The 24854-nt window shown below is 65.3% G+C and carries 30 protein-coding genes and 1 other RNA gene; 10 read left to right on the top strand and 21 right to left on the bottom strand.

Features of this window, described 5'->3' with window-relative positions; genetic code table 11:
- Positions 1-73 precede the first annotated feature (73 nt).
- The 3 genes from ispZ (at position 74) to TZ53_RS22015 (ending at position 2072) form a co-directional block, all read left to right on the top strand.
- Positions 74-724 carry a septation protein IspZ gene (gene ispZ / locus TZ53_RS22005; RefSeq protein WP_044662717.1) on the top strand — a complete coding sequence of 217 codons (651 nt, stop codon included), beginning with the start codon at positions 74-76 and terminating at the stop codon, positions 722-724.
- 172 nt (positions 725-896) lie between these two features.
- Positions 897-1511, top strand: a complete 615-nt coding sequence (locus tag TZ53_RS22010) for a superoxide dismutase (RefSeq protein ID WP_044662718.1) — start codon at positions 897-899, stop codon at positions 1509-1511.
- 123 nt (positions 1512-1634) lie between these two features.
- Entirely contained in the window at positions 1635-2072 is a 438-nt protein-coding gene (locus TZ53_RS22015) for a hemerythrin domain-containing protein (RefSeq protein WP_044662719.1), read from the top strand.
- A gap of 2 nt (positions 2073-2074) precedes the next feature.
- On the opposite strand, the gene TZ53_RS22020 is transcribed toward TZ53_RS22015, so the two are convergent.
- From TZ53_RS22020 to mscL, 11 genes are all read right to left on the bottom strand, one after another.
- Positions 2075-2413, bottom strand: a complete 339-nt coding sequence (locus TZ53_RS22020) for a hypothetical protein (protein WP_025547605.1) — start codon at positions 2411-2413, stop codon at positions 2075-2077.
- The gene (locus TZ53_RS22025) at positions 2386-2934 is read right to left on the bottom strand and encodes a J domain-containing protein (protein WP_044662720.1); all 549 of its coding nucleotides are present in this window, start codon (positions 2932-2934) and stop codon (positions 2386-2388) included. Before TZ53_RS22025 ends, TZ53_RS22020 begins: the two co-directional genes overlap by 28 nt.
- Before the next feature lie 99 nt (positions 2935-3033).
- Positions 3034-3419, bottom strand: an RNA gene (rnpB, locus tag TZ53_RS25755) — RNase P RNA component class A.
- A 60-nt stretch (positions 3420-3479) separates the two neighbouring features.
- Positions 3480-4178, bottom strand: a complete 699-nt coding sequence (locus TZ53_RS22030; protein ID WP_025547608.1) for an N-acetylmuramoyl-L-alanine amidase — start codon at positions 4176-4178, stop codon at positions 3480-3482.
- 114 nt (positions 4179-4292) lie between these two features.
- Positions 4293-5201 (bottom strand): CheR family methyltransferase, encoded by a 909-nt coding sequence (locus tag TZ53_RS22035; RefSeq protein WP_229742409.1) that lies wholly within the window; start codon positions 5199-5201, stop codon positions 4293-4295.
- On the bottom strand, positions 5201-6280 hold the full coding sequence (locus TZ53_RS22040; protein ID WP_025547611.1) for a chemotaxis protein CheB: 1080 nt from the start codon (positions 6278-6280) through the stop codon (positions 5201-5203). The genes TZ53_RS22035 and TZ53_RS22040 overlap by 1 nt, the downstream gene beginning before the upstream one ends.
- Before the next feature lie 67 nt (positions 6281-6347).
- Positions 6348-6713, bottom strand: coding sequence for a response regulator (locus TZ53_RS22045; RefSeq protein WP_025547613.1), 366 nt, complete (start codon positions 6711-6713; stop codon positions 6348-6350).
- Positions 6714-6807: 94 nt separating this feature from the next.
- Positions 6808-7245 (bottom strand): chemotaxis protein CheW, encoded by a 438-nt coding sequence (locus TZ53_RS22050; RefSeq protein ID WP_044662721.1) that lies wholly within the window; start codon positions 7243-7245, stop codon positions 6808-6810.
- An 18-nt stretch (positions 7246-7263) separates the two neighbouring features.
- The gene (locus TZ53_RS22055) at positions 7264-9633 is read right to left on the bottom strand and encodes a chemotaxis protein CheA (protein ID WP_044662722.1); all 2370 of its coding nucleotides are present in this window, start codon (positions 9631-9633) and stop codon (positions 7264-7266) included.
- Positions 9634-9781: 148 nt separating this feature from the next.
- Positions 9782-10057, bottom strand: coding sequence for a hypothetical protein (locus tag TZ53_RS22060; protein WP_025547617.1), 276 nt, complete (start codon positions 10055-10057; stop codon positions 9782-9784).
- Between the two features lie 135 nt (positions 10058-10192).
- Positions 10193-10621 carry a large conductance mechanosensitive channel protein MscL gene (gene mscL / locus TZ53_RS22065; protein WP_044662723.1) on the bottom strand — a complete coding sequence of 143 codons (429 nt, stop codon included), beginning with the start codon at positions 10619-10621 and terminating at the stop codon, positions 10193-10195.
- 101 nt (positions 10622-10722) lie between these two features.
- Here mscL and TZ53_RS22070 point away from each other — a divergent pair, with 101 nt between their 5' ends.
- The 4 genes from TZ53_RS22070 to TZ53_RS22085 are packed head-to-tail and all read left to right on the top strand — an operon-like array spanning position 10723 to position 13361.
- Complete coding sequence (locus tag TZ53_RS22070) at positions 10723-11325, top strand: LemA family protein (protein WP_025547620.1); 603 nt, start codon at positions 10723-10725, stop codon at positions 11323-11325.
- 7 nt (positions 11326-11332) lie between these two features.
- Positions 11333-12145, top strand: a complete 813-nt coding sequence (locus TZ53_RS22075; RefSeq protein ID WP_044662724.1) for a TPM domain-containing protein — start codon at positions 11333-11335, stop codon at positions 12143-12145.
- Positions 12145-12822 (top strand): TPM domain-containing protein, encoded by a 678-nt coding sequence (locus tag TZ53_RS22080; RefSeq protein ID WP_044662725.1) that lies wholly within the window; start codon positions 12145-12147, stop codon positions 12820-12822. The genes TZ53_RS22075 and TZ53_RS22080 overlap by 1 nt, the downstream gene beginning before the upstream one ends.
- Complete coding sequence (locus TZ53_RS22085; RefSeq protein WP_044662726.1) at positions 12819-13361, top strand: NUDIX hydrolase; 543 nt, start codon at positions 12819-12821, stop codon at positions 13359-13361. Before TZ53_RS22080 ends, TZ53_RS22085 begins: the two co-directional genes overlap by 4 nt.
- A gap of 137 nt (positions 13362-13498) precedes the next feature.
- On the opposite strand, the gene TZ53_RS22090 is transcribed toward TZ53_RS22085, so the two are convergent.
- The 4 genes from TZ53_RS22090 to sdhC all read right to left on the bottom strand — a co-directional run bounded on the left by TZ53_RS22090 (position 13499) and on the right by sdhC (position 17255).
- Positions 13499-14515, bottom strand: coding sequence for a 50S ribosomal protein L11 methyltransferase (locus TZ53_RS22090; RefSeq protein WP_044662727.1), 1017 nt, complete (start codon positions 14513-14515; stop codon positions 13499-13501).
- Between the two features lie 204 nt (positions 14516-14719).
- Positions 14720-16534 (bottom strand): succinate dehydrogenase flavoprotein subunit, encoded by a 1815-nt coding sequence (gene sdhA, locus TZ53_RS22095; RefSeq protein WP_025547629.1) that lies wholly within the window; start codon positions 16532-16534, stop codon positions 14720-14722.
- Positions 16534-16923 (bottom strand): succinate dehydrogenase, hydrophobic membrane anchor protein, encoded by a 390-nt coding sequence (sdhD, locus tag TZ53_RS22100; protein ID WP_044662728.1) that lies wholly within the window; start codon positions 16921-16923, stop codon positions 16534-16536. The genes sdhA and sdhD overlap by 1 nt, the downstream gene beginning before the upstream one ends.
- Positions 16923-17255, bottom strand: a complete 333-nt coding sequence (gene sdhC / locus TZ53_RS22105) for a succinate dehydrogenase, cytochrome b556 subunit (RefSeq protein WP_371873063.1) — start codon at positions 17253-17255, stop codon at positions 16923-16925. The genes sdhD and sdhC overlap by 1 nt, the downstream gene beginning before the upstream one ends.
- 346 nt (positions 17256-17601) lie before the next feature.
- Here sdhC and TZ53_RS22110 point away from each other — a divergent pair, with 346 nt between their 5' ends.
- Positions 17602-18933 (top strand): methyl-accepting chemotaxis protein, encoded by a 1332-nt coding sequence (locus TZ53_RS22110; RefSeq protein WP_025547635.1) that lies wholly within the window; start codon positions 17602-17604, stop codon positions 18931-18933.
- Between the two features lie 45 nt (positions 18934-18978).
- Here the strand turns inward: TZ53_RS22110 and TZ53_RS22115 are convergent, their stop codons facing one another.
- The 5 genes from TZ53_RS22115 to TZ53_RS22135 form a co-directional block, all read right to left on the bottom strand.
- Positions 18979-19257 (bottom strand): DUF2218 domain-containing protein, encoded by a 279-nt coding sequence (locus TZ53_RS22115; protein WP_044662730.1) that lies wholly within the window; start codon positions 19255-19257, stop codon positions 18979-18981.
- A gap of 2 nt (positions 19258-19259) precedes the next feature.
- On the bottom strand, positions 19260-19829 hold the full coding sequence (locus tag TZ53_RS22120; protein WP_238320084.1) for a PadR family transcriptional regulator: 570 nt from the start codon (positions 19827-19829) through the stop codon (positions 19260-19262).
- A 326-nt stretch (positions 19830-20155) separates the two neighbouring features.
- Entirely contained in the window at positions 20156-20710 is a 555-nt protein-coding gene (gene grpE / locus TZ53_RS22125) for a nucleotide exchange factor GrpE (protein WP_025547639.1), read from the bottom strand.
- Positions 20707-21750: a heat-inducible transcriptional repressor HrcA gene (gene hrcA, locus TZ53_RS22130; protein WP_044662731.1), complete on the bottom strand. Its 1044-nt coding sequence runs from the start codon at positions 21748-21750 to the stop codon at positions 20707-20709. The genes grpE and hrcA overlap by 4 nt, the downstream gene beginning before the upstream one ends.
- 43 nt (positions 21751-21793) lie before the next feature.
- Entirely contained in the window at positions 21794-22309 is a 516-nt protein-coding gene (locus TZ53_RS22135) for a DUF6438 domain-containing protein (RefSeq protein WP_044662732.1), read from the bottom strand.
- A gap of 97 nt (positions 22310-22406) precedes the next feature.
- On the opposite strand from TZ53_RS22135, the gene rph reads away from it, so the two are divergent.
- Positions 22407-23123, top strand: a complete 717-nt coding sequence (gene rph / locus TZ53_RS22140; protein ID WP_025550035.1) for a ribonuclease PH — start codon at positions 22407-22409, stop codon at positions 23121-23123.
- Between the two features lie 48 nt (positions 23124-23171).
- Positions 23172-23801 (top strand): RdgB/HAM1 family non-canonical purine NTP pyrophosphatase, encoded by a 630-nt coding sequence (gene rdgB, locus TZ53_RS22145; RefSeq protein ID WP_025550034.1) that lies wholly within the window; start codon positions 23172-23174, stop codon positions 23799-23801.
- A 189-nt stretch (positions 23802-23990) separates the two neighbouring features.
- On the opposite strand, the gene TZ53_RS22150 is transcribed toward rdgB, so the two are convergent.
- Positions 23991-24848 carry an SMP-30/gluconolactonase/LRE family protein gene (locus TZ53_RS22150; protein ID WP_044662733.1) on the bottom strand — a complete coding sequence of 286 codons (858 nt, stop codon included), beginning with the start codon at positions 24846-24848 and terminating at the stop codon, positions 23991-23993.
- Between the last annotated feature and the right edge of the window lie 6 nt (positions 24849-24854).

Raw genomic sequence — 24854 nt, forward strand, 5'->3', positions numbered from 1 at the left:
CATCTCTGGCCTCCACGGCTCGACCCGGCCGCACGAGATCCCGGCTCCCGCCGGGATGACGGAGTGAACATATATGGCTGACCCGAAAAAACCGACCCATGGCGGCAATCTCAGCCTCGCGCTGGACTTCGGCCCTCTTCTCGTCTTCTTCCTGACCTATAAGGGCGCGGGCTGGCTCTGGGGGCCGGGCAACCCCATCACCGCGATGATGTTCGGCACCGCCGCCTTCATGGCCGCCATCGTCGTCGCCGTGATCGTCTCGAAGGTGAAGCTCGGCCGCGTGTCGCCCATGCTCTGGCTATCGGCGCTGCTGATCCTCTTCTTCGGCGGCCTCACCATCTATTTCCGCGACCAGAGCTTCATCCAGATCAAGCCGACCATCATCTACGCCTTCTTCGCGCTGATGCTGTTCGCGGGGCTGATGCGGGGCAAGGCGTTGCTTAAATATCTCCTCCAGGCGGCCTATGACGGCCTGACCGAGACCGGCTGGCGCAAGCTGTCGCGCAACTGGGCCCTTTTCTTCGTCGCCATGGCGCTCGCCAACGAAGTCATGCGACGGACCATGAGCTTCGATAGCTGGCTGGCCGTCAAGGTGTGGGGCGTGACCATCGTGTCGGTCGTCTTCGCTGCCGCCAACATCCCCATGCTGATGCGCCACGGCCTGGACCTGGGCGAAAAGCTGGACAGTGACGAGATCGGTGAAACCACCCCGCCCCAGGGTTGAATCGGCCGCCTAATTAAGATCGTTTCGCAATAGGCATATATCTGTTTTCATGGCCGCCGGGGGCGCATATGGGAGGGGCGCGGAGGCGTCCACGCCCCGACAGGACCATTGAACCAATCGACCGCACCATCCGTTCTGCGGCCGACCCATAACGAACCCGAGGAGTTCCGCCATGGCCTTTGTTCTTCCCCCCCTGCCCTATGCCAAGGATGCCTTTGGCGACATTCTGACCGCCGAAACCTTCGACTTCCACCATGGCAAGCACCACAATGCCTATGTCGTGAAGGCCAATGAACTGGTCGCCGCCGACGCCTCGCTCCAGGGCAAGTCGCTGGTCGAGCTGATCAAGTCGTCCAAGGGCGGCCTGTTCAACCAGGTCGGCCAGATCTGGAACCACACTTTTTACTGGCAGTCGCTGTCGCCGATCAAGACCGCGCCGTCCGGCCAGTTGCTCGACCTCATCAACGAGGGTTTCGGCTCGGTCGACGCGCTGATCGAAAAGCTGAAGGCCGAAGCCGTCGGCCATTTCGCCAGCGGCTGGGCCGCGCTGATCCTGAAGGACGGGAAGCTGGAAGTTACCAGCTACCATGATGCGGACACGCCCGTCGCGCATGAGGGCCATCAGCCGTTGCTGATCCTCGATGTGTGGGAACATGCCTATTATATCGACTATCGCAACGCGCGCCCCAACTATGCCGACCGCGTCCTCAAGGAAGCGATCAATTGGGACTTCGCCGCGCAGAATCTGGACGGCCAGGGCGTCAGCCGCGCCGAACAGCCGGCCTGAATGGAGGGCGCCCGCCGCGTGGATTGCGCGGCGGGCGGACCGCTCAAGCCTTTGTGAAGTCCGCACAACTGTTTCTTAACCCCGCGAGCGGAATATGCCGGGCGGGGACGAGGAAAGCGGTGCATGGACCTCGACGAATTGCAGAAGCAGCATGATGAGATAGAGGCGATGGCCGCCCGCTTTCATCAGGCGATAGCGGACGAAAGCGTTCCGCAAAGGCTGGGCCCGCTGCGGTGGCAGTTCGCCCGCCTGCTGATGGCGCATCTGGCGCTGGAAGACCGGATTTTCTACCCCAATATGCAACGGCAGCCGCACGAAAAGCTGCGCGGCACCGCGGCGCGACTCGAAAGTGAAATGGCGCCCATCGCCAGTGACTTCGCCGCCTATATGACGCGTTGGAGCGATGATCGGATCGAACGCGAATGGGCGGATTTCTGCCGTGAAACCCGTGCCATCCTGGCCAGCATCCTGAACCGGCTGCACAAGGAAGAAGGGCTGCTGATGCCCTTGCTGTCCGACGCCGGGCTGATCGATTCGGCCCGGATCAGGCGCGCAGGCTGAATTCAGCCTTCCTTTGCCGGAACCAGGCCCAACGCCTGGGCCAGTTCATCCAGATCGGCGCCCGGCCGCACCAGCAACCAGTCGCGCGATTTTGCACCGTCGACGACTGTGACCGCACCCTTGGGACAAATGCCGAGGCAATTGACCTCGACGATCCCAGCCGCCGCCTTGCGCCCCTTTTTCAGAGAAAGATGCCGGCGCAGCGCCCTGGCAAGCCGCTCGTCCCCGTCCCGGCCGAAACCGCCGTCCAGCTTCTTCGAACATTTGCGGCAGACCAGCACCGCATGATCCCAGTTCGACCGGACGCGATCCTTCAATCCGCCCGCTCCCGCGGTTTCCACGTCCGCCGCTCCTCCACCGCCCGCAGCACTTCATAGGCAGCCTGGATCGTCTGGAAACGCACAGCCGCCTGCGCGTCGCCGGGCTTCACATCGGGATGATATTCCTTGGCAAGGCGGCGCCAGCTCTTCTTCACGGCCTCGAAATCGGCGTCGTCCTCCAGCTCCAGCGCCTGCAGCGCATGCAACTCGTCGCGCGAGCGGCTGCCGTCACCCGGCCCGCCCCAACCATGATAGGCGCTGTTCTGATAACCGCCCGCGTCACGCCGCTCGGCACGTTCGCGCTGCTCCCGCTCTTCCTGGTCCAGGCCCTGAAAATAGTCCCAGTTGCGGTTATATTCCGCTGCATGGTCGGTGCAGAAATACCAGCGTTCGCGGCTGTTGGGCGATTTGGGCGCGGGGCAGTCGCCCGGCCGGTCGCAGCCATGCCGGTCGCACAGGCGCACCTGCTGCGCCTCACGCGATGCGCCGTAGCTGCGCCAGCGGGGAAAGCCCCAGTCATTGGATCGGCTGCTTCTTGCCATGGTTCCAAATTAGGCAGGCCGCAGGCGGAACACCACCCCGGCAGCCGATGAAATTGCCGTTATTTTAAATCCTCCCCATCTGCCGATGGCGAGGATTTAAATGCCAGAGGGCCTGTAAGCCGGGTTCTGTCCCCCTCTTGCGAAGGGTGGCGACCATTCCTCTAGGGGACGGATCGCTCCGTCCCTCAAGCAACCAACCCGGGCGGTCTCAGCCGAAACTGGCCTAGCAGCCGAAACTGCGCGCCGCCCCTATTCGGTCTTGCTCCCGGTGGGGTTTACCGTGCCGCCTTGCGTTGCCGCAGGCGCGGTGCGCTCTTACCGCACCCTTTCAATTTCGCTGAGCCGAAGCTGTAGCGACCTGCTTTCTGTTGCACTGTCCCTTGGATCACTCCAGCCGGCCGTTAGCCGGCACCGTCATTTCGTGGAGCCCGGACTTTCCTCGCCGTGGAAGTTACCCGCCACGCCGCGGCCGCCCGGCCCTCTGGCAGAGGGGCCTATACACAAATCCGGCGCCCCCGTCATCCCCGTTTGGGCGTCGTCCCCATTCAGTCGTCGCCCATCGGCTTGGGCAGCAGCAACGCCAGCAGGATCGCCCGGCACTCGCCATCGATGATTCCATCGATCAGTTCGGGCCGGAAGCGCCGCTGGAACGCGACCACCGCCGCCTGCGGCTCCGCAATGTCGTATCCGAAGCGCTCCAGCGCCAACATGAAGCCGCCGTCGCTCCAATGCGGGTCCATCAGATTCTTGGTCGGGCGCGGCAGGGCCAGCCGCAGACGCGCCAACTGGCCCCAGGGGAACAGTTCGCCGGGGTCCTGCTTGCGGGCCGGGGCGACGTCGCTATGCCCGACGATGTTGCCGCGGGTGATCCTGTGCCGCTGCACGATCTGGTGGATCAGCGGGATCAGCGATCCCATCTGCGCGTCCGGAAAGGGTCGATAGCCCCATTCATGCCCCGGATTGACAATCTCGATCCCGATGCTGGCCGAATTGATGTCGTCGATGCCGCGCCAATGGGCGCGGCCGGCATGCCAGGCGCGCTTTTCCTCATCCACCATGCGGATGACCTGCCCATCCTCCGTCACGACATAATGAGCGGATACCTTGGATTCCGGGCTGGCGAGCCAGTTGATCGCGGTCGCGGCATCGGCCATCCCGGTATAGTGCAGCACCAGCATGGAAATCGGCAGGCTGCGCTCGTCAAAATTGGGCGACGGCGTGTCGATCATCGGGAAGTCGTTCATCGCCAAGGGCCAGTCACTCGCATTCGTCCGTCAGCGCCTTCGGGCGCGCGGACAGACCATGGCCGACAGCGGCAGACCAATCAAGCAGGGCGCGGTATTTTCCCGCCGGGACGATCAGACCGCCCGGCGCATCGCTCCGCCCGATTGCGCCGCGGCGTCGGCGCGGCGTCCATAGCCGCCGCGGAATTCGGCATGGGGGACGAAATCCTCGCTATGGCCGATCACCGTCTCGCCCGCGCCCAGCAGCAGGACAGAGCCCGCATGGCTGTGCCGGGCGAGAAGACGCAGCACGCTCTGGCGGCGTTCGGGCGTGAAGTAGAGAAGCACGTTGCGGCAGAGCAAAAGGTCATATTCGCCCTGGGGCGCATGCGCGTCGAACAGATTGTCGGTGCGGAAATCGATCATCTGGCGCAGAGCCGAATTGGCGCGCCAATCGTCGCCCGAAGGGTCGAACCATTTGAGCAGGTCCCCCACCGGCAGGCCCCGCTGCACGTCCATCTGCGTGAAGATGCCCGTCTTCGCCTGCGCTATGGCGGCGGTGGAAATATCGGTCGCCAATATCTCGATCCGCCAGCCGCGCCAGCGCGCCATGTCGTTGCAAAGCTGGATCGCCAGCGAATAGACCTCCTGCCCAGTCGAACAGCCCGCGCTCCAGATACGCAGCGTCCGGTCCGATCGCTGTGCATGGATGCGCGGCAGGATATGGCGGTGGATCATGTCGAATATCTGGAGATCGCGGAAGAAGCTGCTCTCATTGTTGAGCAGCGCGTTGACCACGTCATTTTCCAGCATCGCATCCTTGTGCCCCATCAGCCGGGAGGCAAGTGCATCCATGTCGCTCAGCCCATGCGCCCGCAGCACCGGCTTCAGCGCCGTCTCCATCCGCCAGGCCCGGCTTTCGGACAGGATCTGACCGGTGCGCGCTTCCAGCAGGCCGGAAAAGATGCGCGCCGCCCCGCGCATGGGATCGGCGGAGGAAACGGAGCCGGACAGGAGGGGGTCGGCCGAAGGGGGCAATGCCATCAGTTTCTGTTCTTTCCTCTTCGCGCCACGAAATCCATGATCGCATGGGGTTCCAGCAGGGCGCAGTTCAATCCTTCTCCGGCGACCGATCCGGGCATGCCCCAGACCACGCTGCTCGCTTCGTCCTGCGCCACGATCCATCCGCCGGCCGCCACTATGTCCCGCGCACCGGCGGTGCCGTCCCGCCCCATGCCCGTCAGCACCACGCCGGCCGCGCCCGCGCCATAGGCCTGGGCCATGCTGGCGAACATCGGGTCGACGCCGGGCAGATTGCCGGTCGGCGTGCGCTGCGGATTGAGCACGACGGACACCCGAGCATAAAGCCCCCGCCGAAGCTGGAGATTGGCGTCGCCCGGCGCGACATAGACGATGTCCGGGGCCAGCAACTCGCCCTGCTCCGCCACCTTGACGCGCAGGGACGTCATCCGCCCCAGTTGCTGGACGAAATAATGGGTGAAGCTGGCGGGGAGATGCTGGGTCAGCAGGATCGGCACGCCCAGCGGCGCGGCCAGACCCGCGAAAAGCTGTCCCAGGGCATGGATGCCGCCGGTCGATGCGCCGATGCCCAGGCAGGCGAGCGGCTGGGCCGCCTGCTCCGGATCGGCCCGCAGCGGCGGCCGGACCGCCACAGGCATGGCTTCGCCGCTGAACAGGCGCGATAGGCGGTCGATCAGGGCCTGGGGGAAGTGCTCACCGAAGCTGCCGCTTCCCGGCTTCGCCAATATGTCGCTCGCGCCCAGCGCCAGCGCTTCTACCGCCGCGGCGCTCCCCTCCTCGCAATTGCCCGACAGGATCACGACCTTGGCGCGCGGATTGGTCCGCAGGATCGCGGGCAGCGCCGTAAGACCGCTCTGTCCCGGCAATTCTATGTCGAGCAGGATCAGGTCGACCTCATGGTCCCGCAAATAGCCCAGCGCATGTTCGGCGCTGTTGGTCTTGTGCGTGACGGAAAACCGCCGGTCGGCGTTCAATATCCGTTCGATGACCGTCCTGACCACGACCGAATCGTCGACGATCAGGGTACGCAGCGCCCTGTCCTCGTCGCGGCTGCTGGCCATGATCGGCACGTGAACGGTCATCGAGGGAAATCTTTCTGAACAAAATCGGGGAGGTCGGTCGAAGATCGCTCGATCCGAAGCGCTACGCCTAGATGACGCCGACGATCGTCAGCTTGCTTTCCAGCGTTTCGCGGTCGAACGGCTTCATCACATATTCGTCCGCGCCGGCTTCGACGGCGGCCTTGATATGGCTGATGCCGTTTTCCGTGGTGCAGAAGATGATCTTGGGCCGCGCGGACAGATTGGCGTCCGGCAACGCCTGGAGGAATTCCATGCCGCTCATCACCGGCATGTTCCAGTCCAGCAGGACCACGTCCGGCACGGACGTTTCGCATTGCGTAAGGGCGTCACGCCCGTCGACCGCCTCGCTCACCGAAAGATCGAGCGATTCCAATATATGGCGGGCAACTTTGCGGATGACTTTCGAATCATCCACGACCAGGCAGTTTTTCATAGAGCGTCCCTTGTTTTGCGTCCCATCGTCACAAGCCTTAACCGGCAAAGGCGAGGATTTGGTAAACGCCGGTACGAGATCGTGCGATCTGGCGTCATGCCGCCTGGGCGACGGTGCCGGCCTCGATGAAGCCGCTCAACGACACCAGCAGATAGGGCTGGCCCTCATGCTCCACCAGACCGCGGGCATAGGGCGCCCAGGCGGCATCGAGCTGGCCCCGCAGCGGCAGCTCGCCCTCCGGCACCTGGCAGATGTCGTGCACGGCATCGACCATCAGCCCATAGCTGTGGCCGCTGATGTCCGCGATGATCGCGAAGACCCGCCGCTCCATAGGCGTCGGCCGCCCCCGGACCAGCGCGGCGACGTCGATGACGGTCAGCACCCGGCTGCGCAGCGCGGACAGCCCGGCGACATGCGCGCCCATGCCCGGCACCGGCGAGATGTCGGTCAGCTTGACCACCGCCTCCACCTCCCGGGTTTCGACGGCGATCCTCGTGCCCGCCAGCGTGGCGAAGAGGTAAAGCTGGTTCATGCGGCTATTTCTCCGTTCCTATCGCCGCGATCCGGCGAGCGCGGCCATCAGCGCGTCCTGATCATAGCGATAGATGCTGCTGTCCTGGGGTCCGGCGGGTCGCGGCGTGGCGCGCAGATGGACGATGCGGCAGCCCAGCAGTTCGCTCGCCTGGGAGGCGTCCGATCCGGTGAACAGCACCACATCCTGCGGGTCGACCGCTTCGTCGGCGGGCAGGCCCATCACCACATCATGCCCGGCCTGGCGGAGCAGCGGCGCCAATATCTCGCGCGTCCAGCCATCTTCGCTGTCGGCCAGCAGGCAGCGACCGCCGCTCCGTTCCGCAACCGGCTCCTCCGGCAGGGCGGCGAACAGGGCGAAGGGGTTGATCACCTCCAGATGCTCGCCATCGATCACGGCAACCCCGCTCAACAGCCCATGCATCGCAACCATGTCCGGCACGGCGGGCATTTCCACGATGTCGAGCACCGCGGCAACCGGATAGCAGGCCTCCCTCGCGCCGTCGCGCAGGCGGAGCGCGGCGACCTTCTCCTCGGAAAAAGCATGATGGCCGTTGGCGACCGGCACCAGCCGCCCGTCCAGACGCACGAAGCCGCGCCCGCCCGACCGACCGAACAGCCGGGCATCTATGTCCTCGACCCGCTCGATCAGCGACAGCTTCAGCAAGCGCCGCTCGCCCGAATACTCCTCGAACCGCAAGGCGGGCACCATCTCGACACCGCCCTGCGCCTCCTCATCCTCCCCGGCCCGGCGGGCCGCATGATCGTCGATGATGTTGGGCAGGCGCGCCGCGTTGGCGAGGCCCGCCGCGTCCAGCAGCAGCATCGGCTTGCCATTGTCGGGCAGGGTCATGCCGGCATAGACGCCCGACGCCATCACCAGCGGCGATGCGGGACGGATCACCAGTTCCTCATGATTCTCCACCGCCGACACGCCCATGGCGAAGGGCACGCCGGTCGCGGAACGCACGACCATTACGGCACGCGGCCCGGACTGCGCGACCCGCTCCATGCCCAGCACGTCTTCCAGATCGATCATCGAATGGCGGATGGAGCGGATCGTCGCGATCTTGGCCCCGCCGACCTGCGCGATGTTCAGCGTCTCATTGTTGTCATGCAGGATTTCCACGACCGCAGCGCGAGGAATCGCGAAATGCAGGTCGCCGGCCCGCACGATCAATCCCGGAATGATGGTCAGCGTCAGCGGCACCCGCAAGGTGATGGTCAATCCGCAGCCGGGCCGGTTGTCGAGCGCGATGACGCCGCCGATCCGCTCCACATTGGCGCGGACCACATCCATGCCGACGCCGCGCCCGGAAATGGCCGTGACCTGACTGGCGGTCGAAAGGCCAGGATGGAAGATCAGGTCGAGCTTCTCCGCCTCGCTCATCCGCGCGGCTGCTTCCGGCGTCAGGCGGCCCGCGGCCATCGCCTTGTCGACCAGCCGGCCGGTATCGATGCCCTGCCCGTCGTCGGAAATCTCGATGACGATCTGGTTGCCCGACTGGCGCGCCTCCAGCTTCAGCCGCCCCGCTTCGGGCTTGCCCAGCGCCCGGCGCCTTTCCGGCGTTTCTATGCCATGGTCGATGCTGTTGCGGACGATATGGGTGAGCGGGTCGACCACCATCTCCACCATTTCGCGGTCCATTTCGACATCGCCCCCCTCAAGGCTGAGGTCGATGCGCTTGCCCAGGTCCCGGCCGAGATCGCGCACCATGCGCGGGATGGCCGTGAACAGGCGGTCGACGCGCTGCATCCTGGTCTTGGAAATGGCGTCGCGCATGTCCGCGACGCAGGTCGACAGTCTTTCGAAGGCGCTTTCCAGTTCCGGATCGCCCGACCGCTCGCGCAGCTTGCGCGACAGCTCGTTGCGGGCCAGCACCATGTCGGACACGCCGTTCATCAACTGGTCGATCAGCGACAGGGGCAGGCGGATCGTGCGCGGCGCCGATTGCCCGCCGGAAGCGCGCGCGACGGCGACGGACGCCGCCGGCGCCTCGCCCTCATCCGGCGCGGACGCTTCCTTCTCCGTCAGGGCGGCGATCAGATAATCGTCATTCTCCTGCGGCAGCGCAGCGCCGATGGCGACCGCCTCGGCCAGTTCCGCGATCCGGTCCATAATGCCCAGAACGGCGCTGACGGTGGCAGGATCGGCAAGGCGCTTGTCCGCCCGGATTTCCGACAACACATCCTCAGCCGCATGGCTCAGCCGTTCGAACCGCGGCAGGTTGAGGAAGCCGCAGCTCCCTTTCACCGTATGGAAAAAGCGGAAAATGGCGTCCAGCCGGTCGCGGTCCGTGGGGTCGGCTTCCCAGGCGACGACCTCCCCCGCCAGCGCCTCCAGCGTTTCCTGCGTTTCCGATATGAATTCCTGGAGTAGCTCGTCCATTCCACCGCCTCATGGGATAGGCGGCGGACCATGGCGCGGCTGTGGTTAAATCCCCGTTAAAGAGGGGTGGCACGGCAACCATGAAAGGAAAAGGGGCGCCGCGACCGGCAGTCGCGGCGCCCCTTTCGGCTCGGTAACAGCCTTGAACTTAATGCGCCTCGGTCTTCTCGACCGAGTCAGCCGCCTTCTCCCCGGCTTCGCGGGTGGCGTCCGCCTTGTTCTCCAGCGCGTCCGCGGCGTTTTCAGCGGCGCTTTCGGCATTGCCGCTCAGATTATCGGCCATCGCTTCCATATTGTCGGCCTGGTTGTCGATGGCGTCCGCCTGATTCTCATACGCGTTCTCGACCTTGTTCTCCTGCTTGGAATCGCATGCAGCAAGCGCGATCAGGCTGGCAAGGCCAAGGACTGATACGAAGGTTTTCACGGCGTTTTCTCCTGTTGCGCCCCCATGGGCTGACGTCATTCGGCAAGGGGACCGGATGCCCGGAACCCTGACGCCCATCAACTGGTCGCGCGAAGGATGGTTCCCGCCGCACGCTCCTTTCGTCGCGGAAACGACTTATTTTTTCAGGGAATCGCGAATTTCGCGCAGCAGCAGCACGTCCTCCGGCGTCGCGGCCGGCGCTTCCTCGGGCTTGGGCATCAGCTTGTTCACCGCCTTGACCAGCAGGAAGATGATGAAGGCCAGGATCAGGAAATTGACGAACACGGTCAGGAATTCGCCCCAGCCGAACATGGCGACATTGGCCGCCTTCAGGTCGGCATAGCTGTCCGGGTTCCCCTTGAACCCGGCGGGAATCTCGCCCAGCCGGATGAAATAGCCCGAAAAGTCGGCCCCGCCGAAGATATAGCCGACGACCGGCATGATCAGGTCGTCCGTCAACGACTTGGTGATGGTGGCGAAAGCCCCGCCGATGATCACGCCGACGGCCAGGTCCATGACATTGCCGCGATTGATGAACGTCTTGAATTCGGAAATCAGCGCCATGGCGAACCCCTTGTCCCGATTGCGATATGGACAGCATGAGCCGTTGCGAAGGCTTCGACAACCGCCTATTTCCTCACACGAAACAAGCCTGAGGATGTTCCATGACGATCCTGCGCCAGTTCCGCCTGTTCCTTCTGCCGCTGCTGGGCGCCTTTGCGCTCAGCGCCTGCGGCATCAACAGCGTCCCCGCCGCCGAGGAGGTCGCAAAGGCCAAATGGGCCGATGTGCAGGCGCAATATCAGCGCCGCGCGAACCTTGTCGGCAATCTCGTGGCCACGGTGAAAGCCGCCGGCAAGCAGGAGCAGGACACGCTGGTCAAGGTGACGGAGGCCCGCGCCAGGGCCACCTCCGTCCAGGTCAATGCCGAGGATCTGTCCGATCCCGCCAAGGTGCAGCAGTTCCAGCAGGCGCAGGCGCAACTGAGCCAGGGCCTTGGCCGCCTTCTCGCCTCGGTAGAGGCTTATCCGGAGCTCAAGACCAACCAGAATTTCCTCGACCTGCAATCGCAGCTCGAGGGTACGGAGAACCGCATCGCCGTCGCCATTCGCGACTATAACGAAGCGGTGCGCGCCTATAACACCCGCATCCGCACCTTCCCCGACGCGATCGGCGCCAAGATCATCCATGGCGCGAAGCCCATGACTCCGTTCCAGGCCACCACGCCCGGCGCGGAAGAAGCGCCGAAGGTCGATTTCGGCAACTGAGCCGGTGATGCTCCGCCGCCTGCTCCTGATCTTCGCGCTGCTGGTTTTCATGCCCGTGGCGGGAGGGACGGGAATCGCGCCTTCCGCTCAGGCCCAGACCTTCCCCAAGCTGACCGGCCGGGTGGTGGATGACGCCGCCCTGCTCTCCCCTCAGCAGAAGCAGGCGTTGACCGACAAGCTGGCGGCGCTGGAGCAGCAGAGCGGGCGGCAACTGGTGGTGGCGACCCTGCCCGACCTCCAGGGATATGACATATCCGATTATGGCTATCGGCTGGGCCGCGCCTGGGGAATCGGGTCCAAGGACAAGAATGACGGCGCGCTGCTGATCATCGCCCCCAATGAGCGTAAGGTGCGGATCGAGGTCGGCTACGGCCTGGAAGGCATCATGACCGATGCGCTGTCGTCCCAGATCATCCGCAACGCCATCACGCCCCGGTTCAAGGCCGGGGACATGCCCGGCGGGATCGATGCGGGCGTGGACGCCATCGGCAAGCTGCTGACCCTGCCCCCCGAAGAAGCCAAGGCGCTGGCGGCGCAGGCCGAAGCCAGGGCGCGCGACGCAGCGGACGATGGCGGGGCATTCATGGCGATATTCTGGCTCGTGGTCGTCGCGATCATCGTGATCGCCATGCTTTCCGGGCGGGGCAAGGGACGGCGCTATCGGGGCGGATCGGGACCGATCATCCTGTGGGGGCCGGGCGATTCCGGATGGGGCGGCGGCGGTGGATCAGGCTGGGGCAGTGGCGGCTGGGGCAGCGGCGGCGGCTTTTCGGGCGGCGGCGGCAGCTTCGGCGGCGGCGGCGCGTCGGGGGACTGGTGATGCGCCTGATCATGAACGAAGCCGATCACGACCGCGTGACCGCTGCGGTGGCCGAAGCGGAGAAGGCGACGGATGGCGAGATCGTCACCATCGTCGCGCGCCGGTCGGACGCCTATCATGATGCAGGGCTGCACTGGGCCATCGGCGCGGTGTTCCTGGCCCTGTCGGCGGCGGCGGCCTTCCCCCTGCATTTCCGGCGCTTATGCTCCTGGCTGCTGCAAAGCTGGGAGCATGAGGTGGAGGACTGGAAGCTCTTGACGGTCCTGCTCAGCCTGCTCATCCTCAAATTCCTGATCGTCCGCTATGCACTCGCCTGGATGCCGCTGCGCATGGCGTTGACGCCCAAGGCCACCAAGGCCCGCCGCGTGCGCCGCCGTGCCATCACCCTGTTTCGCGCGGTAGCCCAGGGGCGCACGCGCGGACGGACCGGCGTGCTCATCTACCTCTCGCTGGATGAGCATCGGGCGGAACTCGTCGCGGATGCGGCGATCAACGAAAAGGTCGCTCCGGAAATTTGGGGCGAGGCCATGGCCGCACTGATCGACGGCGTGCGCGCAGGCCGCGCCGCCGAAGGCATGGCGGAAGCGGTGCGGCAGGTCGGCAGCGTGCTGGCCGAATATTTTCCGGCGACCGGCGACAATCCCAATGAATTGCCCGACAGGTTGATCGAATTATGAGCGAGCAGGACGGGGCTTCCCCCGAAGAGATCATGTGGGAAGGCCGCTTCATCACCGCCAAGCGCCGGGGCAGGTGGGAATATGTCGGCCGGGCGCGGGGCATCCATGCCGCCGTCATTCTGGCCGTGGACGAGGCGGCGGACGGGCGGCATGTGTTGCTGGTCGATCAATATCGCGTGCCACTGGGCCGCCGCTGCATCGAATTGCCCGCGGGCCTTGTGGGCGACCATGACGAGGGCGAGGAAGCCGTGCTGGCCGCCACTCGCGAACTGGAGGAGGAAACCGGCTACCTGCCCGGCCGGATGGAGGCTTTGGGTGAATTCTACAGTTCGCCCGGCATGGTGTCGGAGAGCTTCACGCTGTTCCGTGCGCATGACCTCATGAAAACCGGCGATGGCGGCGGCGTGGAAGGCGAAGATATCCGCGTGCACCGCGTGCCGCTCGACAGGATTCACGACCGGATCGCGGCATGGCGGACGGAAGGCTTCGCAATCGACGTGAAGCTGCTGTTGCTGCTGGGTGCGGGCATCGTGGGCTGAGGCCTTTTGCAGGGCGAGGCGCTCCAGGCCGTCCCGCCCTGTAAATGCATCACCTCCGCCAACGTGCGGTCACCTCAACCGTCCGCTGTCGAAACGGTCCCAAGTCGATCCAGGCGATGATCACGCTCAGCCAAAGGTCACAGACTGCCGAAACCAGGGGCTTCGCCACGGGCATTGCCGTCGATGCGGGTCGGCCGTCTCCAGCCGATCCGCGGGCGCTTGCGCAGGCGGAGGGTCGGCCAGTCGCCGCGGTCCGTCCGTTCCGCCAGGCGCATTCCCTGGGCGCGATAGGCAGCCAGCACCGCACCGGCCTGTTCATTGAGCAGCCCCGCAAGGACGATGGTGCCGCCTTCCTCCACCAGCGCGCAGAGCGAGGGAGCAAGTTCGATCAGCGGACCGGCCAGGATATTGGCGATCAGCAGGTCATAGGGCGCGCGCGTCGCAATAGCCGGGTGATCCACGCCGGCAGCCGTGTAGAGCGCGAGTTGCCCCTGTCCCTTGCCCGTCGCAATCCCGTTGGCCGCCGCGTTGGCAGCGCTGATCTCCACCGCGACGGGATCGATGTCGGACGCCGTCGCATAAGCACGCGGCCAAAGGTGGAGCGCCGCGAAGGCAAGCAGGCCAGTGCCCGTTCCGATGTCCGCGACATTGCCGAAGCGCATGCCGACCCGCCGCATGCGGTCGAGCATGATCAGGCAGCCCGCCGTGGTTTCATGCTGGCCAGTGCCGAAGGCGCGGCTCGCCTCGATCAGGAAATTGACGTGACCGGGCGCCGCCGGGTCGCTGGCGAGATTGCGGACATGGAAACGCCCCGCAGTGACGGGTTCCAGCCCCTGCTGGCTCAACGTCACCCAATCCTCGTCGGGCAGTTGCTCGACCAGCGGCTTGACGCCGGCGGCGCTGGGGACGAGCGAACGGAGCAGCCGGATCGCGGCGGGGCTCGGCTGGCCTTCGAAATAGGCGTCGAGCCGCCAGCTTTGTTCATTATCGGGCTCCGCCTCGCTGGTCATCAGCACAGGCGGACGATCCATCAGCGCGAAGGCGGCAATGTCGCCATCCAGCGCTTCGGCCTCCGCACGGGTGCATGGGAAGGTGACTTTCCAGCTTTGCGCCTTCTCTTCGGCCAGCGCGGATGGGGTGGCAAGGTCGTTCATGTCGCGGCCTTTAGACCTTTGGCGGATGGAGGGGAAGCAGGCACATCTGCCGGGGATGCAAGCCTTGGGTGATCGAGGACATCAAACCCCTTCCCTGAAGCAGGGGGGAAGCGCCGGTGTCCGCAATTTCCCAGAACGAAGCATATATAAGAAAAGGGCGAGCTTCGCAGCCCGCCCTTCCCTGTTTCCCGCCGTTCGCGCGGCTTAGTAAACGCGCGCCTTGGGCTTGATATATTCCGCCTCGTCCGTGAGCGTGTAATCGTGCACCGGACGGTAGTCGAGCGTCACCTTGCCGCCCTTGCCGCCCCAGCCCTCGAACCAGCTTACGGTGTGCTTCATCCATTCGGCGTCGTCGCGGTTCGGGAAGTCCTCATGCGCATGGGCGCCGCGGCTTTCCTTGCGGTTTTCCGCGCTGACCATGGTGCAGACAGCCTGGGACATCAGATTGTCCAGTTCCAGCGTCTCGATCAGGTCGGTGTTCCAGATCAGCGAGCGGTCCGAAACCGCGACGTCCTGCAAGCGGCCATTGACCTCTGCCATCTTCGCGACGCCCTCCGCCAGCAGCGCGCTGTCGCGGAACACGGCGGCGTGCTTCTGCATGGTGTGCTGCATTTCCAGGCGGATCTTCGCCGTGGGCGAACCGCCCTTTGCATTGCGATAGTGATCGAGGCGGCCCAGCGCCAAGTCGGCCGCGTCCTTGGGCAGCGGACGATGCGAGCCGTTGGGCTTGATCGTTTCCTTGAGGTGCAAGCCGGTCGCGCGGCCGAAGACGACGAGATCGATCAACGAGTTGGAACCCAGGCGGTTCGCGCCATGGACCGAAACGCAGGCCGCTTCACCCACGGCATAGAGGCCCGGCACCACGACTTCGGGATCGTCACCGACCTTCGTCACCACCTGCCCATGATAATTGCAGGGAATGCCGCCCATATTATAGTGGACGGTCGGCGTCACCGGCAGCGGCTGGCGGGTCAGGTCGACACCGGCGAAGATCTTGCCGCTTTCGGTGATGCCCGGCAAGCGTTCCGCCAGCACCTTGGGATCGATATGATCGAGGTGCAGGTAGATATGGTCCTTGTTAGGACCCACGCCGCGCCCTTCGCGCATTTCCATGGCCATGGAGCGCGACACGACGTCGCGCGACGCCAGATCCTTCGCGGAAGGCGCATAGCGCTCCATGAAACGCTCGCCCTCGGAATTGGTGAGGTAACCGCCCTCGCCCCGCGCGCCTTCCGTGATGAGCACGCCCGCGCCGTAGATGCCGGTCGGGTGGAACTGCACGAATTCCAGATCCTGCAAAGGCAGGCCCGCGCGCAGCACCATGCCGCCGCCGTCGCCGGTGCAGCTATGCGCCGAAGTGGCGGAGAAGTAAGCGCGGCCGTAACCGCCCGTCGCCAGCACGACCGCCTTGCTGCGGAAGCGATGGATCGAACCGTCTTCCATGCAGATGGCGATGACGCCCCGGCATTCCTTGCCGTTCGGGCCGTCTTCCATGATCAGGTCGATGGCGAAATATTCGATGTAGAAGTCCGCGTCATACTTCAGGCTCTGCTGATAGAGCGCGTGCAGCATGGCGTGGCCGGTACGGTCGGCGGCGGCGCAGGTGCGCTGCACCGGCGGGCCGGCGCCCATATTCTGCATGTGGCCGCCGAAGGGACGCTGGTAGATGGTGCCATTGTCGTTACGGCTGAACGGAACGCCCGCATGCTCCAGCTCGATCACGGCGGCCGGCGCCTCGCGCACCATATATTCGATGGCGTCCTGGTCGCCCAGCCAGTCCGACCCCTTGACGGTGTCGTACATGTGCCAGGTCCAGTGGTCGGGCGAGTTGTTGCCAAGGCTCGCCGCGATGCCGCCCTGCGCCGCCACCGTATGGCTGCGGGTCGGGAACAGCTTGGTGATGCAGGCGGTCTTCAGGCCCGCTTCCGCGCTGCCCATGGTGGCGCGCAGGCCGGAGCCGCCGGCACCCACGACGACCGTGTCATAGGTGTGGTCGATGATCTTGTAGGCTTCGCTCATTATTTGACGATCCCCGTGAAGGCGATCTTGGCGATCGCGAAGATGCCCGCGGCCGCGCCGCCAATGGCATAGAAGTTCAGCAGCAGGATGCAGAAGAAGTTGAGGCCCTTGTCGTGGACATAGTCCTCCAGCATGATCTGCATGCCCAGGCGCAGGTGATAGAAGATGCTGACCAGCATCAGCATCAGCGGCACCGCCACCAGGGGCTGCGCGATCCAGTTATGGACGCTCTGATAGTCGAGGCCGGGCAGGGCGATCAGGCTGAACAGCAGCCACAGGACCAGCAACAGGTTGCCGACGGCGGTATAGCGCTGCGCCAGCCAGTGATGCGCGCCATGCCTCGCCGATCCAAGACCGCGGACGCGGCCGATTCCGGTTCCGGTTCCCATCAGAATTTCCCCGTGCAGATGGCGGCCCAGAAGGCGATGGTGAGGAGCATCGAGAAGACGAAGGTCAGCAGCGACCAGATCTTGTTGTTCTTGAGCTCATAGCCCGCGCCCAGATCGAGCACGAAGTGGCGAAGACCGGAGCAGAGATGCTGGAAGAAGAACCAGCTAAGGCCGGCCATCACCAGATAGCCGATGGGCGAAGTCGCGCATTTGACGAAGGTTGCATAGGCATCCGGCCCCATGGCGGCGGCCATCAGCCACCAGACCAGTCCCATCGCGCCGACCGTCGCAAGACCGTTGCCGGTCACGCGGTGCATGATGGAGACGGCCATGGCTGGCCCCCATTTCCAGATCGTCAAATGCGGCGAGAGCGGCCGGCTCGTGGTTCGCGCCATATCTTCCCTACGTCCCTGATGTTTGTCCCTCGAGTCCCGTCCCCTTAGGAGCGATACGCCAAGAGGGCAAGCCGCCCTGACCACGCGACGGGGCGATCCCCGCCAGGCCGGCGGAACATTTCCGGGATGAGGAACCATGCAGGCCGGTTTTCGGCGGTCGATGACGGGTAAAGCGCCAAAGGATCGGGATCGGGGCCGAATGTCCGCCGATCCTAAGAAGTGATTAACCAAATGGCGCTATCACCCGACGGGACAATGAGACCAATCTGGGGTTTTGCCGCACATGAATTCCGCCGCCACGCCCAAAAGCACCGTCCTTGCGATGATGAGGGAGGTCGACCCGCATGGCGAGCTGGCGCAGGGGTTGCGCCAGATTCGCGACCTGCTGGGCGAACAGGTGACCCTGGCGGCGCGCACTTTCTACGATGCCTATGTCGAGCAGACGGGGCTGCGGTCGAAGCTCAACCCCTCCACGCTCGCCAAGATCGAGACGGAAGCGCATGAATATGTGCGCCAGAAACTCGGCTATTACGATGCGGGCGAATGGGCGATTTCCTCCATCGCCTGCGTACGCCACGCCCGCAAGCACGGCTCCCCGCTGCGTGCGGTGCTGATGCCGGTGGCTGCGGCCAACGAGAAGCTGATCGACCTTATCTGGCATCGGATGGAGGATGAAACGGGGCGTCGCCGTCTGGTGCATGTCATGATGCAGGTCGGCATGGTCGACGCCGGGCTGATGGCGAACGTCATCGCAGGCGACGAGGCGGAGGCGCAGCGCAACGAGCGCCAACGCTTCGGCACGATGTTCGAACAGCGGATCATGGGAGAGATCGACGGCGCGTCGCAATTGGGCGAATCGCTGCGCGAACAGGCGAAGGACGCATCGGCCGCGACACGCGGCATGCTGGGCAAGGCGTCGGAAGTCGCCGCCGCCGCCGAACAGTCCGCCCTTGCGATGCGCGAAGCCGCCCGCACCTCCGCCGGCCTCATTCGCGCTATCGAGGATGCGCGGACGGAGGTGGAAAGCGCGGCCGACGTCGCCCAGCGGGCGGCCCGCCAGTCGGGCGACGCGGTGGCCATGTCGACCACCCTGTCCGACCATGCGAAATCCATCGAATCGATCCTGGGCCTGATCCGCGACATTGCCGGCCAGACCAACCTGCTTGCGCTCAACGCCACGATCGAGGCGGCCCGCGCGGGCGATGCCGGCCGCGGCTTCGCGGTGGTCGCGCAGGAGGTGAAGAGCCTCGCCAACCAGACCGCCCGCGCCACCGATGAGATCGCGGGCAAGATCGCGGACATCCAGGCATCCACCCGCCAGTCGGTGGAGACCAACGAGCGCATTCGCGACACGGTGGGCGAGGTCCAGGCCAGCGCCGAACGCATCCGCCACGCCATGGATGCCCAGGCGCAGACGGTGACGATGATCACCGCCGCTGTCGACGAAACCGCGCTGGCCGCCGACTCCATGTCGTCGACCATCAGCGCCATCCGCCAGGATACCGAGGTGGTCGCATCCGAAATCGACCAGCTCGAACGCGGCTTCATGAGCGTGGAAGGCAAGCTTTCCAGCCTGCGCGCGGCGTCATCGGACTTCGGACGCCAGGTGGCCTGAGGAAGAGCGGCGGCCGGCGGGGCGGAACTGCCCGCCCCGCCCCCCTTACCGCCAGTCGAAGGTCAGCGGCGCTTCCCTGAAGGCGAAGCGGTCGAGATGGTCCGCCACCACCTGCTTGAAGCGTTCGACATCGGTCCCCTCCCCCGGTTCGATCGTGACGGTCAGGGCGTCAGCCCCGGCCGCCATCCGGATCGGCCCCATGGGAAAGGCGATGCTTCCCTGCCGCGCGTCGAAATCGGTTTCGAACTTGTGCCCCCAATGCTTGCACAGCTGCTGGAGATAGCGGCTGGCGCTGGCGGTCGGCACATGCGCCGTCAAAGCCATGGTCAAAGCCTTTCGATCCTGCTGGCCGCCTCGTCGATCAGCGCGGCGACGTCGAACATGGTCTGCGCATCCGCCCCCTCCTTTTCAAGCCGCGCCCGGACCGCCATGCCCAGATTGTGCATGGCCCGCCGGATCGGCGCGCCGTCGGTGCGCTCCGCCTTGCGCGCCAGCGAGCCCAGCCGGTCCATGACCAGCGCCACGCCTTGTTCATGGTCGGCAAGATAGGCCGTGCCCGCCTCCGTGATCGCGAACAGCTTGCGGCTGCTTTCGCCCGGCTGCTCCGCGATCAGATCCATGTCCGCAAGCAAGGTCAGCGTCGGATAGACGACGCCCGGACTTGGCACATAAACCTCGCCCGACAGGGTTTCGATCTCGCGGATCAGATCATAGCCATGGCGGGGCGCGTCGGAGATGAGCTTGAGCAGGATGAGCCTGAGCGCGTCATTGCCGAACAGGCGGCGACGGCCGCCACCCCGCCCGCCGCCAAAATGCCCGCCCCGGCCGCCGCCGAACGGACCATCCCCGAAGCGACCGCCAAAGCCGCCGGGTTCGCGGCCGTCCGGTCCGAACATGCGGTCATGGCCAAAACCGTGGTGCCCGCGAGCGCGATGATGAAAATGCATGGATGATTCTCTCAACTGTTTCTTGATAGTTTGAGATATATCTTAAAAAGATCGAACGTCAAGAGTTGCGATATATCTTTATCGCGGATCAGGGCTATTGCGGGAACTCCCCAAAAATCTGGGCCGGCCTTCCGCCCCACCAGTGCCTGAATCCGGCTCAAGCATGACCCGGCCATCCCGGCGCGGTTCTGCCGGCGGACCGCGCGGGCCCGTGAACGAAAAAGGCCCGCCGGACGGTGGTCCAGCGAGCCCTTGCATGCTTCAGGTGCAACCGATCAGTCCGGTTTCTTCGCCACGCTGACCAGCGCCGGGCGCAGCAACCGGTCCTTGATCGTATAGCCTGCCTGCATCTCCACCAGCACCGTACCCGGCTCGGCATCGGCGGAGGGTACTTCCATCATCGCCTGATGCTTGTTGGGGTCAAGCGGCTGGCCGACCGACACCAGCTTCTCAATGCCGTTGCGGCCGAACACCGCCTCCAGTTCCCGCCCGGTGGCTTCAAGCCCGGCGACCAGGCCCTTGAACTTCTCATCCTCGCGCAGGTCGGCGGGGATCGCCTGAAGCGCGCGGCCCAGATTGTCCGCCACCGACAGCATGTCGCGGGCAAAGGCCGTCGCGGCATAGGCGCGTGCGTCGGCCAGTTCCTTTTCCAGCCGCCGCCGCACATTCTGCGCTTCGGCATGGGCGTAGAGCACCTCCTGCTTCGCGGTCGCCAGCTCGTTTTCAAGGCTCGCGATCCGTTCCGCCGCCGCGTCGCCGGCGGGCGACGCATCCTCGGGCAGTTCATCCACGACTTCGGTATTTTCGATATTCTGCTTATCTTCGCTCATCTCATCAATCTCGACAGCGTCTGTGCGGTGAAGTCCACCATGGGGATCACCCGCGCATAGTTCAAGCGCGTGGGGCCGATTACCCCGACCACGCCCACCACCCGGCCGTCACCGCTGCGGTAAGGCGCGGCTATGACCGAAGAACCCGACAGGGAAAAGAGCTTGTTTTCCGAACCGATGAAGATTTTGGTCGCGCTGCCCGCCAGCGCACTTTCCAGCAGCCGGGAAATCTCCTGCTTGCCTTCAAGCTGTTCCAGCAATTGCCTCACCCGCTCCAGATCGGCGGCGGTGCCGTCATCCAGCAGATGCGCCTGACCGCGCACGATCAGCACCGGGCGGTCATCGGCATCCTGCGACCACAGGGCGATACCCCTCGCCACCAGTTCCCCCGCCGCGCCCTGAAGCGCGTTCCGGTCCCCCTCCACCTCGCGCCGGAGGGCCTCGCGCGCCTGCGCCAGCGTCATGCCGCCGAAGCGCGCCGACATGAAGTTGGCAGCTTCGTTCAGCATCATCGGCGTCACGCCCACCGGAAGGTCCACGACGCGATTCTCGATGGAACCGTCCTGCCCCACCAGCACAGCCAGCGCCTGCCGTTCATTCAGGGGCACGAAGCCGAACTGCCGCAGCACCGGCTCCCGCTTGGGCACCATCACGATGCCGGCGCAGGCCGAGAGGCCGGACAGCGCAGCGGTCGCGGCCGACAGCGCCTCCTCTATCGGGCCGCCTTCGCTGATCCCGGCCTCGATCGCGCGCCGTTCCTCGACCGAAGGCTCCGCGGCCTGCATCATGCCGTCGACGAACAGCCTGAGGCCGGTTTCCGTCGGCATCCGTCCGGCGGAGGTGTGCGGCGCGGCAAGCAGGCCCAGTTCCTCCAGATCCTGCATCACATTGCGGATGGAGGCGGGCGACAAGCTGAGCGACGCCATCTTGCTGATCGTGCGCGAGCCAACGGGCAGCCCGGTGCCGAGATAGCTCTCGACCACCAGACGGAAAACGTCACGCGCACGTTCGTTAAGTTCGGTGATCGGGGTGACCGCCATGGCCTTTATCTAGGCAAGCATCGGTCCCGGCTCAAGCCCGTCGTCACCGGCCCTTCGCCGTCGTCGGCTTCACCATGGCGGCGACGTCGAGCATGCTGGGGATCGACGCGATGGTGGCGCGCAGCTTGCCATAGCCCGCATCCATGCAGCCCGACTGGAACTCCAGCCGGGTGGGCGGCGCTTCGCCCCGGGTCCATTCTATCACATAGCCGGGCATGTCCGTGGCGAAGCGGACGCAATTTTCCCCCTGGCCGATTCGCCTGACCGTGCCCTGCGCGGGCCGAAACTGCGCCAGCGCGGCGCGGAAGCGGCGATATTGCGCCGGCGTCACCGTGAAACGGGTCGGGCCGGGAATGGCGGTGAAACGCTGCGGCTCGATCAGCCCGGACCCGTCCGGCGTCACGCGCAGGCTGTAGCTGGGGCAGGCGCCGAAACAGGGACCGGCGGAAAATCTGATGGTATCGCCGGCCAGGGTCGGCTTTTCCAGCTCCGCCTGTTCCATGGCACAGCCGCCCAGCAGGACAGTGGCCGCCAAAATCGATAGTGCTTTCGTCACCATAGGCCGCTCTCTAGCATCTTTCGGGTTCATCGCCACTGGCATGATGGGCCGCCCGACGCTAAGCCCGCTCGACACAACGCTTCGGAGTAGAATATTTATGCGTCCTTCCGGCCGTGCGCCCGACCAGATGCGCGACATCACCATGGAACCCGGCTTCACCATCCATGCCGAGGGGAGCTGCCTGGTCAGCTTCGGTGACACGCGGGTCCTCTGCACCGCCTCGATCGAGGAGAAGGTGCCCCCCTTCCTACGCGGCAAGGGGTCGGGCTGGGTCACGGCGGAATATGGCATGCTGCCCCGCGCCACCCACACCCGCGGCAGCCGGGAGGCCGCCAAGGGCAAGCAGTCGGGCCGCACCCAGGAAATCCAGCGCCTCATCGGCCGGTCGCTGCGCGCCGTGGTCGACCTCCAGAAACTGGGCGAGCGGCAGATCGTCGTCGACTGCGACGTGATCCAGGCCGATGGCGGCACCCGCACCGCCGCCATTTCGGGAAGCTGGGTGGCGCTGCGCATCGCCATCGACAAGCTGCTGGCATCGGGCGCCCTCACCGAAGACCCCATCGTGCAGAAGGTCGCGGCGATAAGCTGCGGCATCTATAACGGCACCCCGGTGCTGGATCTGGACTATGCCGAGGACAGCAATGCGGAGGCGGACGCCAACCTGATCCTGACGGGCGACGGCAAGTTCGCGGAGGTGCAGGCGACCGCCGAGGGCGCGACCTATGACGAGGAGGAACTGCTGCGCCTGCTGCGCCTTGCCCGCATAGGCTGCGCGCGGATTTTCGCGGCACAGGACAAGGCGACCGGGAGATAATTCTTCCTTCCGTTCGTTTTTGGGGCGCGTGGGATATGGGATGACGGAATGAGCGATGAATTCGGGCAGGAACAGGCGATCCGCAAGCTGGGTCCGGGACGACTGGTGATCGCCAGCCATAATCCCGGCAAGGTGCGGGAAATCGGCGAATTGCTGGCGCCCTATGGCATAGAGACGGTATCCGCAGCGGCGCTGGACCTGCCCGAGCCGGAGGAGACCGGCACGACCTTCATCGCCAATGCGGAACTGAAGGCGATGCAGGCGGCGGATCTTTCCGGCCTGCCCGCGCTGGCCGACGACAGCGGCCTGTGCGTGGAGGCGCTGAACGGCGATCCGGGTATCTTCTCCGCCCGCTGGGCCGGCCCGACCAAGGATTTCGGCCTCGCCATGCAGCTCGTCTGGGACAATATCCAGGCGAAGGGGCCGGAAGCGGGTCATGACGCGCATTTCGTCTGCGCCCTGGCGCTGGCCTGGCCCGACGGCCATGTGGAGGCATTCGAAGGCCGCGTCGACGGCACGATCACCTGGCCGCCCCGGGGCGACAGGGGCTTCGGCTATGATCCGATCTTCCAGCCGCATGGTCATGGCATCAGCTTCGGCGAGATGGACCCGGAGAAGAAGCATGGCATGAGCCACCGCGCCGATGCGTTCGCGCAATTGGTGGCGGCGGTTTTTTAAGGAGCGCCTTCCGCCCGATTCGGCTGCCATGCTGCCGCGAAGGCTGCTGGACGAGGTGGGCGGCTCTTGGAAGCCCGGGGCCGGGCCCTGTGGATGATCTCATCGCCTTGACCGTGCTCCCGCCATCGCAGGAGCACGGCATGCATGAAGCCGGCGATCGGCCAGTAGCGGCCGATCCCGGCTTGTCCGTCATCCCGTGTAGAGGTTCGTCGGCAACCCCCGGACGCCGGGAAAGACTTCGAAAAACGCACCGTCATAGTCGCTTTCCGGCAGACCGGTCGCCGCCGAACTGACGAACATCCGGTCCAGCTCGTCCCCGGCGAAGCAGATGTTCGTCACCTGCCTGGCGGGCAGCGCGATCGAGCGGTCGAGCTTGCCCCCGGGCGTGAAGCGGCTGATCCGCCCGCCGCCCCAATGGGCTACCCACAGATGCCCATCCGCATCGACGGTCATGCCGTCGGGATAGCCATCCTCCTCGGCAAGGCGGATGAAGGGCCGGCGATCCGCCAGGCCGCCTTCGGCCGTGCGGGCGAAGCGATATATCTGCCGCCTGGCCGTATCGCTGTGATAAAGCCAGTGCCCGCAGGCGGAAAAGGCCGGGCCGTTGGGCACGCGATAGCCCCCGTCCATCACCGCCCAGCGTCCATCGGGATCGAGCCGGTAGAGCGCGCCCACGTCCTGCTCCTCCGCCATGTCCATCGTGCCGCACCAGATGGCGCCGCTCGCATCGGCCTTGCCATCGTTCATGCGGCTGCCGGGCAGATGCGGTTCGGGATCGCCCATCGGATCGATGACCAGCGGATCGAGCGAGAACCGGGCGAAGCCGCTCTGGAAGCCGCCGATGAAGCCCCCGCCCGCCCGCTCGGCCACCCAGCCGATCGGTTCGGGCATGGCCCAGCGCTGGATGGCGCCGTCGTCCAGCGACAGGCGGTTGAGCGCGGGCGCGAGTATGTCGGTCCAATAGACCGCATTCTCACGGGCGGACCATAGCGTCCCCTCCCCCAGCGCATCGCTTATGTCGCGGTCGACCTTGCGCCATTCACCCATGCCGGA

Source organism: Sphingobium sp. YBL2 (assembly GCF_000943805.1).
In the GTDB taxonomy this organism is placed as follows: Bacteria; Pseudomonadota; Alphaproteobacteria; order Sphingomonadales; family Sphingomonadaceae; genus Sphingobium; species Sphingobium fuliginis.

Excerpts from the sequence above, each read along its gene's own strand:
- ispZ (WP_044662717.1), top strand. The coding sequence starts at position 74 with ATGGCTGACCCGAAAAAACCGACCCATGGCGGCAATCTCAGCCTCGCG.
- TZ53_RS22010 (WP_044662718.1), top strand. The coding sequence starts at position 897 with ATGGCCTTTGTTCTTCCCCCCCTGCCCTATGCCAAGGATGCCTTTGGC.
- TZ53_RS22015 (WP_044662719.1), top strand. The coding sequence starts at position 1,635 with ATGGACCTCGACGAATTGCAGAAGCAGCATGATGAGATAGAGGCGATG.
- TZ53_RS22025 (WP_044662720.1), bottom strand. The coding sequence starts at position 2,934 with ATGGCAAGAAGCAGCCGATCCAATGACTGGGGCTTTCCCCGCTGGCGC.
- TZ53_RS22030 (WP_025547608.1), bottom strand. The coding sequence starts at position 4,178 with ATGAACGACTTCCCGATGATCGACACGCCGTCGCCCAATTTTGACGAG.
- TZ53_RS22035 (WP_229742409.1), bottom strand. The coding sequence starts at position 5,201 with ATGGCATTGCCCCCTTCGGCCGACCCCCTCCTGTCCGGCTCCGTTTCC.
- TZ53_RS22040 (WP_025547611.1), bottom strand. The coding sequence starts at position 6,280 with ATGACCGTTCACGTGCCGATCATGGCCAGCAGCCGCGACGAGGACAGG.
- TZ53_RS22045 (WP_025547613.1), bottom strand. The coding sequence starts at position 6,713 with ATGAAAAACTGCCTGGTCGTGGATGATTCGAAAGTCATCCGCAAAGTT.
- TZ53_RS22050 (WP_044662721.1), bottom strand. The coding sequence starts at position 7,245 with ATGAACCAGCTTTACCTCTTCGCCACGCTGGCGGGCACGAGGATCGCC.
- TZ53_RS22055 (WP_044662722.1), bottom strand. The coding sequence starts at position 9,633 with ATGGACGAGCTACTCCAGGAATTCATATCGGAAACGCAGGAAACGCTG.
- mscL (WP_044662723.1), bottom strand. The coding sequence starts at position 10,621 with ATGGCGCTGATTTCCGAATTCAAGACGTTCATCAATCGCGGCAATGTC.
- TZ53_RS22070 (WP_025547620.1), top strand. The coding sequence starts at position 10,723 with ATGACGATCCTGCGCCAGTTCCGCCTGTTCCTTCTGCCGCTGCTGGGC.
- TZ53_RS22075 (WP_044662724.1), top strand. The coding sequence starts at position 11,333 with ATGCTCCGCCGCCTGCTCCTGATCTTCGCGCTGCTGGTTTTCATGCCC.
- TZ53_RS22080 (WP_044662725.1), top strand. The coding sequence starts at position 12,145 with ATGCGCCTGATCATGAACGAAGCCGATCACGACCGCGTGACCGCTGCG.
- TZ53_RS22085 (WP_044662726.1), top strand. The coding sequence starts at position 12,819 with ATGAGCGAGCAGGACGGGGCTTCCCCCGAAGAGATCATGTGGGAAGGC.
- TZ53_RS22090 (WP_044662727.1), bottom strand. The coding sequence starts at position 14,515 with ATGAACGACCTTGCCACCCCATCCGCGCTGGCCGAAGAGAAGGCGCAA.
- sdhA (WP_025547629.1), bottom strand. The coding sequence starts at position 16,534 with ATGAGCGAAGCCTACAAGATCATCGACCACACCTATGACACGGTCGTC.
- sdhD (WP_044662728.1), bottom strand. The coding sequence starts at position 16,923 with ATGGGAACCGGAACCGGAATCGGCCGCGTCCGCGGTCTTGGATCGGCG.
- sdhC (WP_371873063.1), bottom strand. The coding sequence starts at position 17,255 with ATGGCCGTCTCCATCATGCACCGCGTGACCGGCAACGGTCTTGCGACG.
- TZ53_RS22110 (WP_025547635.1), top strand. The coding sequence starts at position 17,602 with ATGAATTCCGCCGCCACGCCCAAAAGCACCGTCCTTGCGATGATGAGG.
- TZ53_RS22115 (WP_044662730.1), bottom strand. The coding sequence starts at position 19,257 with ATGGCTTTGACGGCGCATGTGCCGACCGCCAGCGCCAGCCGCTATCTC.
- TZ53_RS22120 (WP_238320084.1), bottom strand. The coding sequence starts at position 19,829 with ATGTTCGGACCGGACGGCCGCGAACCCGGCGGCTTTGGCGGTCGCTTC.
- grpE (WP_025547639.1), bottom strand. The coding sequence starts at position 20,710 with ATGAGCGAAGATAAGCAGAATATCGAAAATACCGAAGTCGTGGATGAA.
- hrcA (WP_044662731.1), bottom strand. The coding sequence starts at position 21,750 with ATGGCGGTCACCCCGATCACCGAACTTAACGAACGTGCGCGTGACGTT.
- TZ53_RS22135 (WP_044662732.1), bottom strand. The coding sequence starts at position 22,309 with ATGGTGACGAAAGCACTATCGATTTTGGCGGCCACTGTCCTGCTGGGC.
- rph (WP_025550035.1), top strand. The coding sequence starts at position 22,407 with ATGCGTCCTTCCGGCCGTGCGCCCGACCAGATGCGCGACATCACCATG.
- rdgB (WP_025550034.1), top strand. The coding sequence starts at position 23,172 with ATGAGCGATGAATTCGGGCAGGAACAGGCGATCCGCAAGCTGGGTCCG.
- TZ53_RS22150 (WP_044662733.1), bottom strand. The coding sequence starts at position 24,848 with ATGGGTGAATGGCGCAAGGTCGACCGCGACATAAGCGATGCGCTGGGG.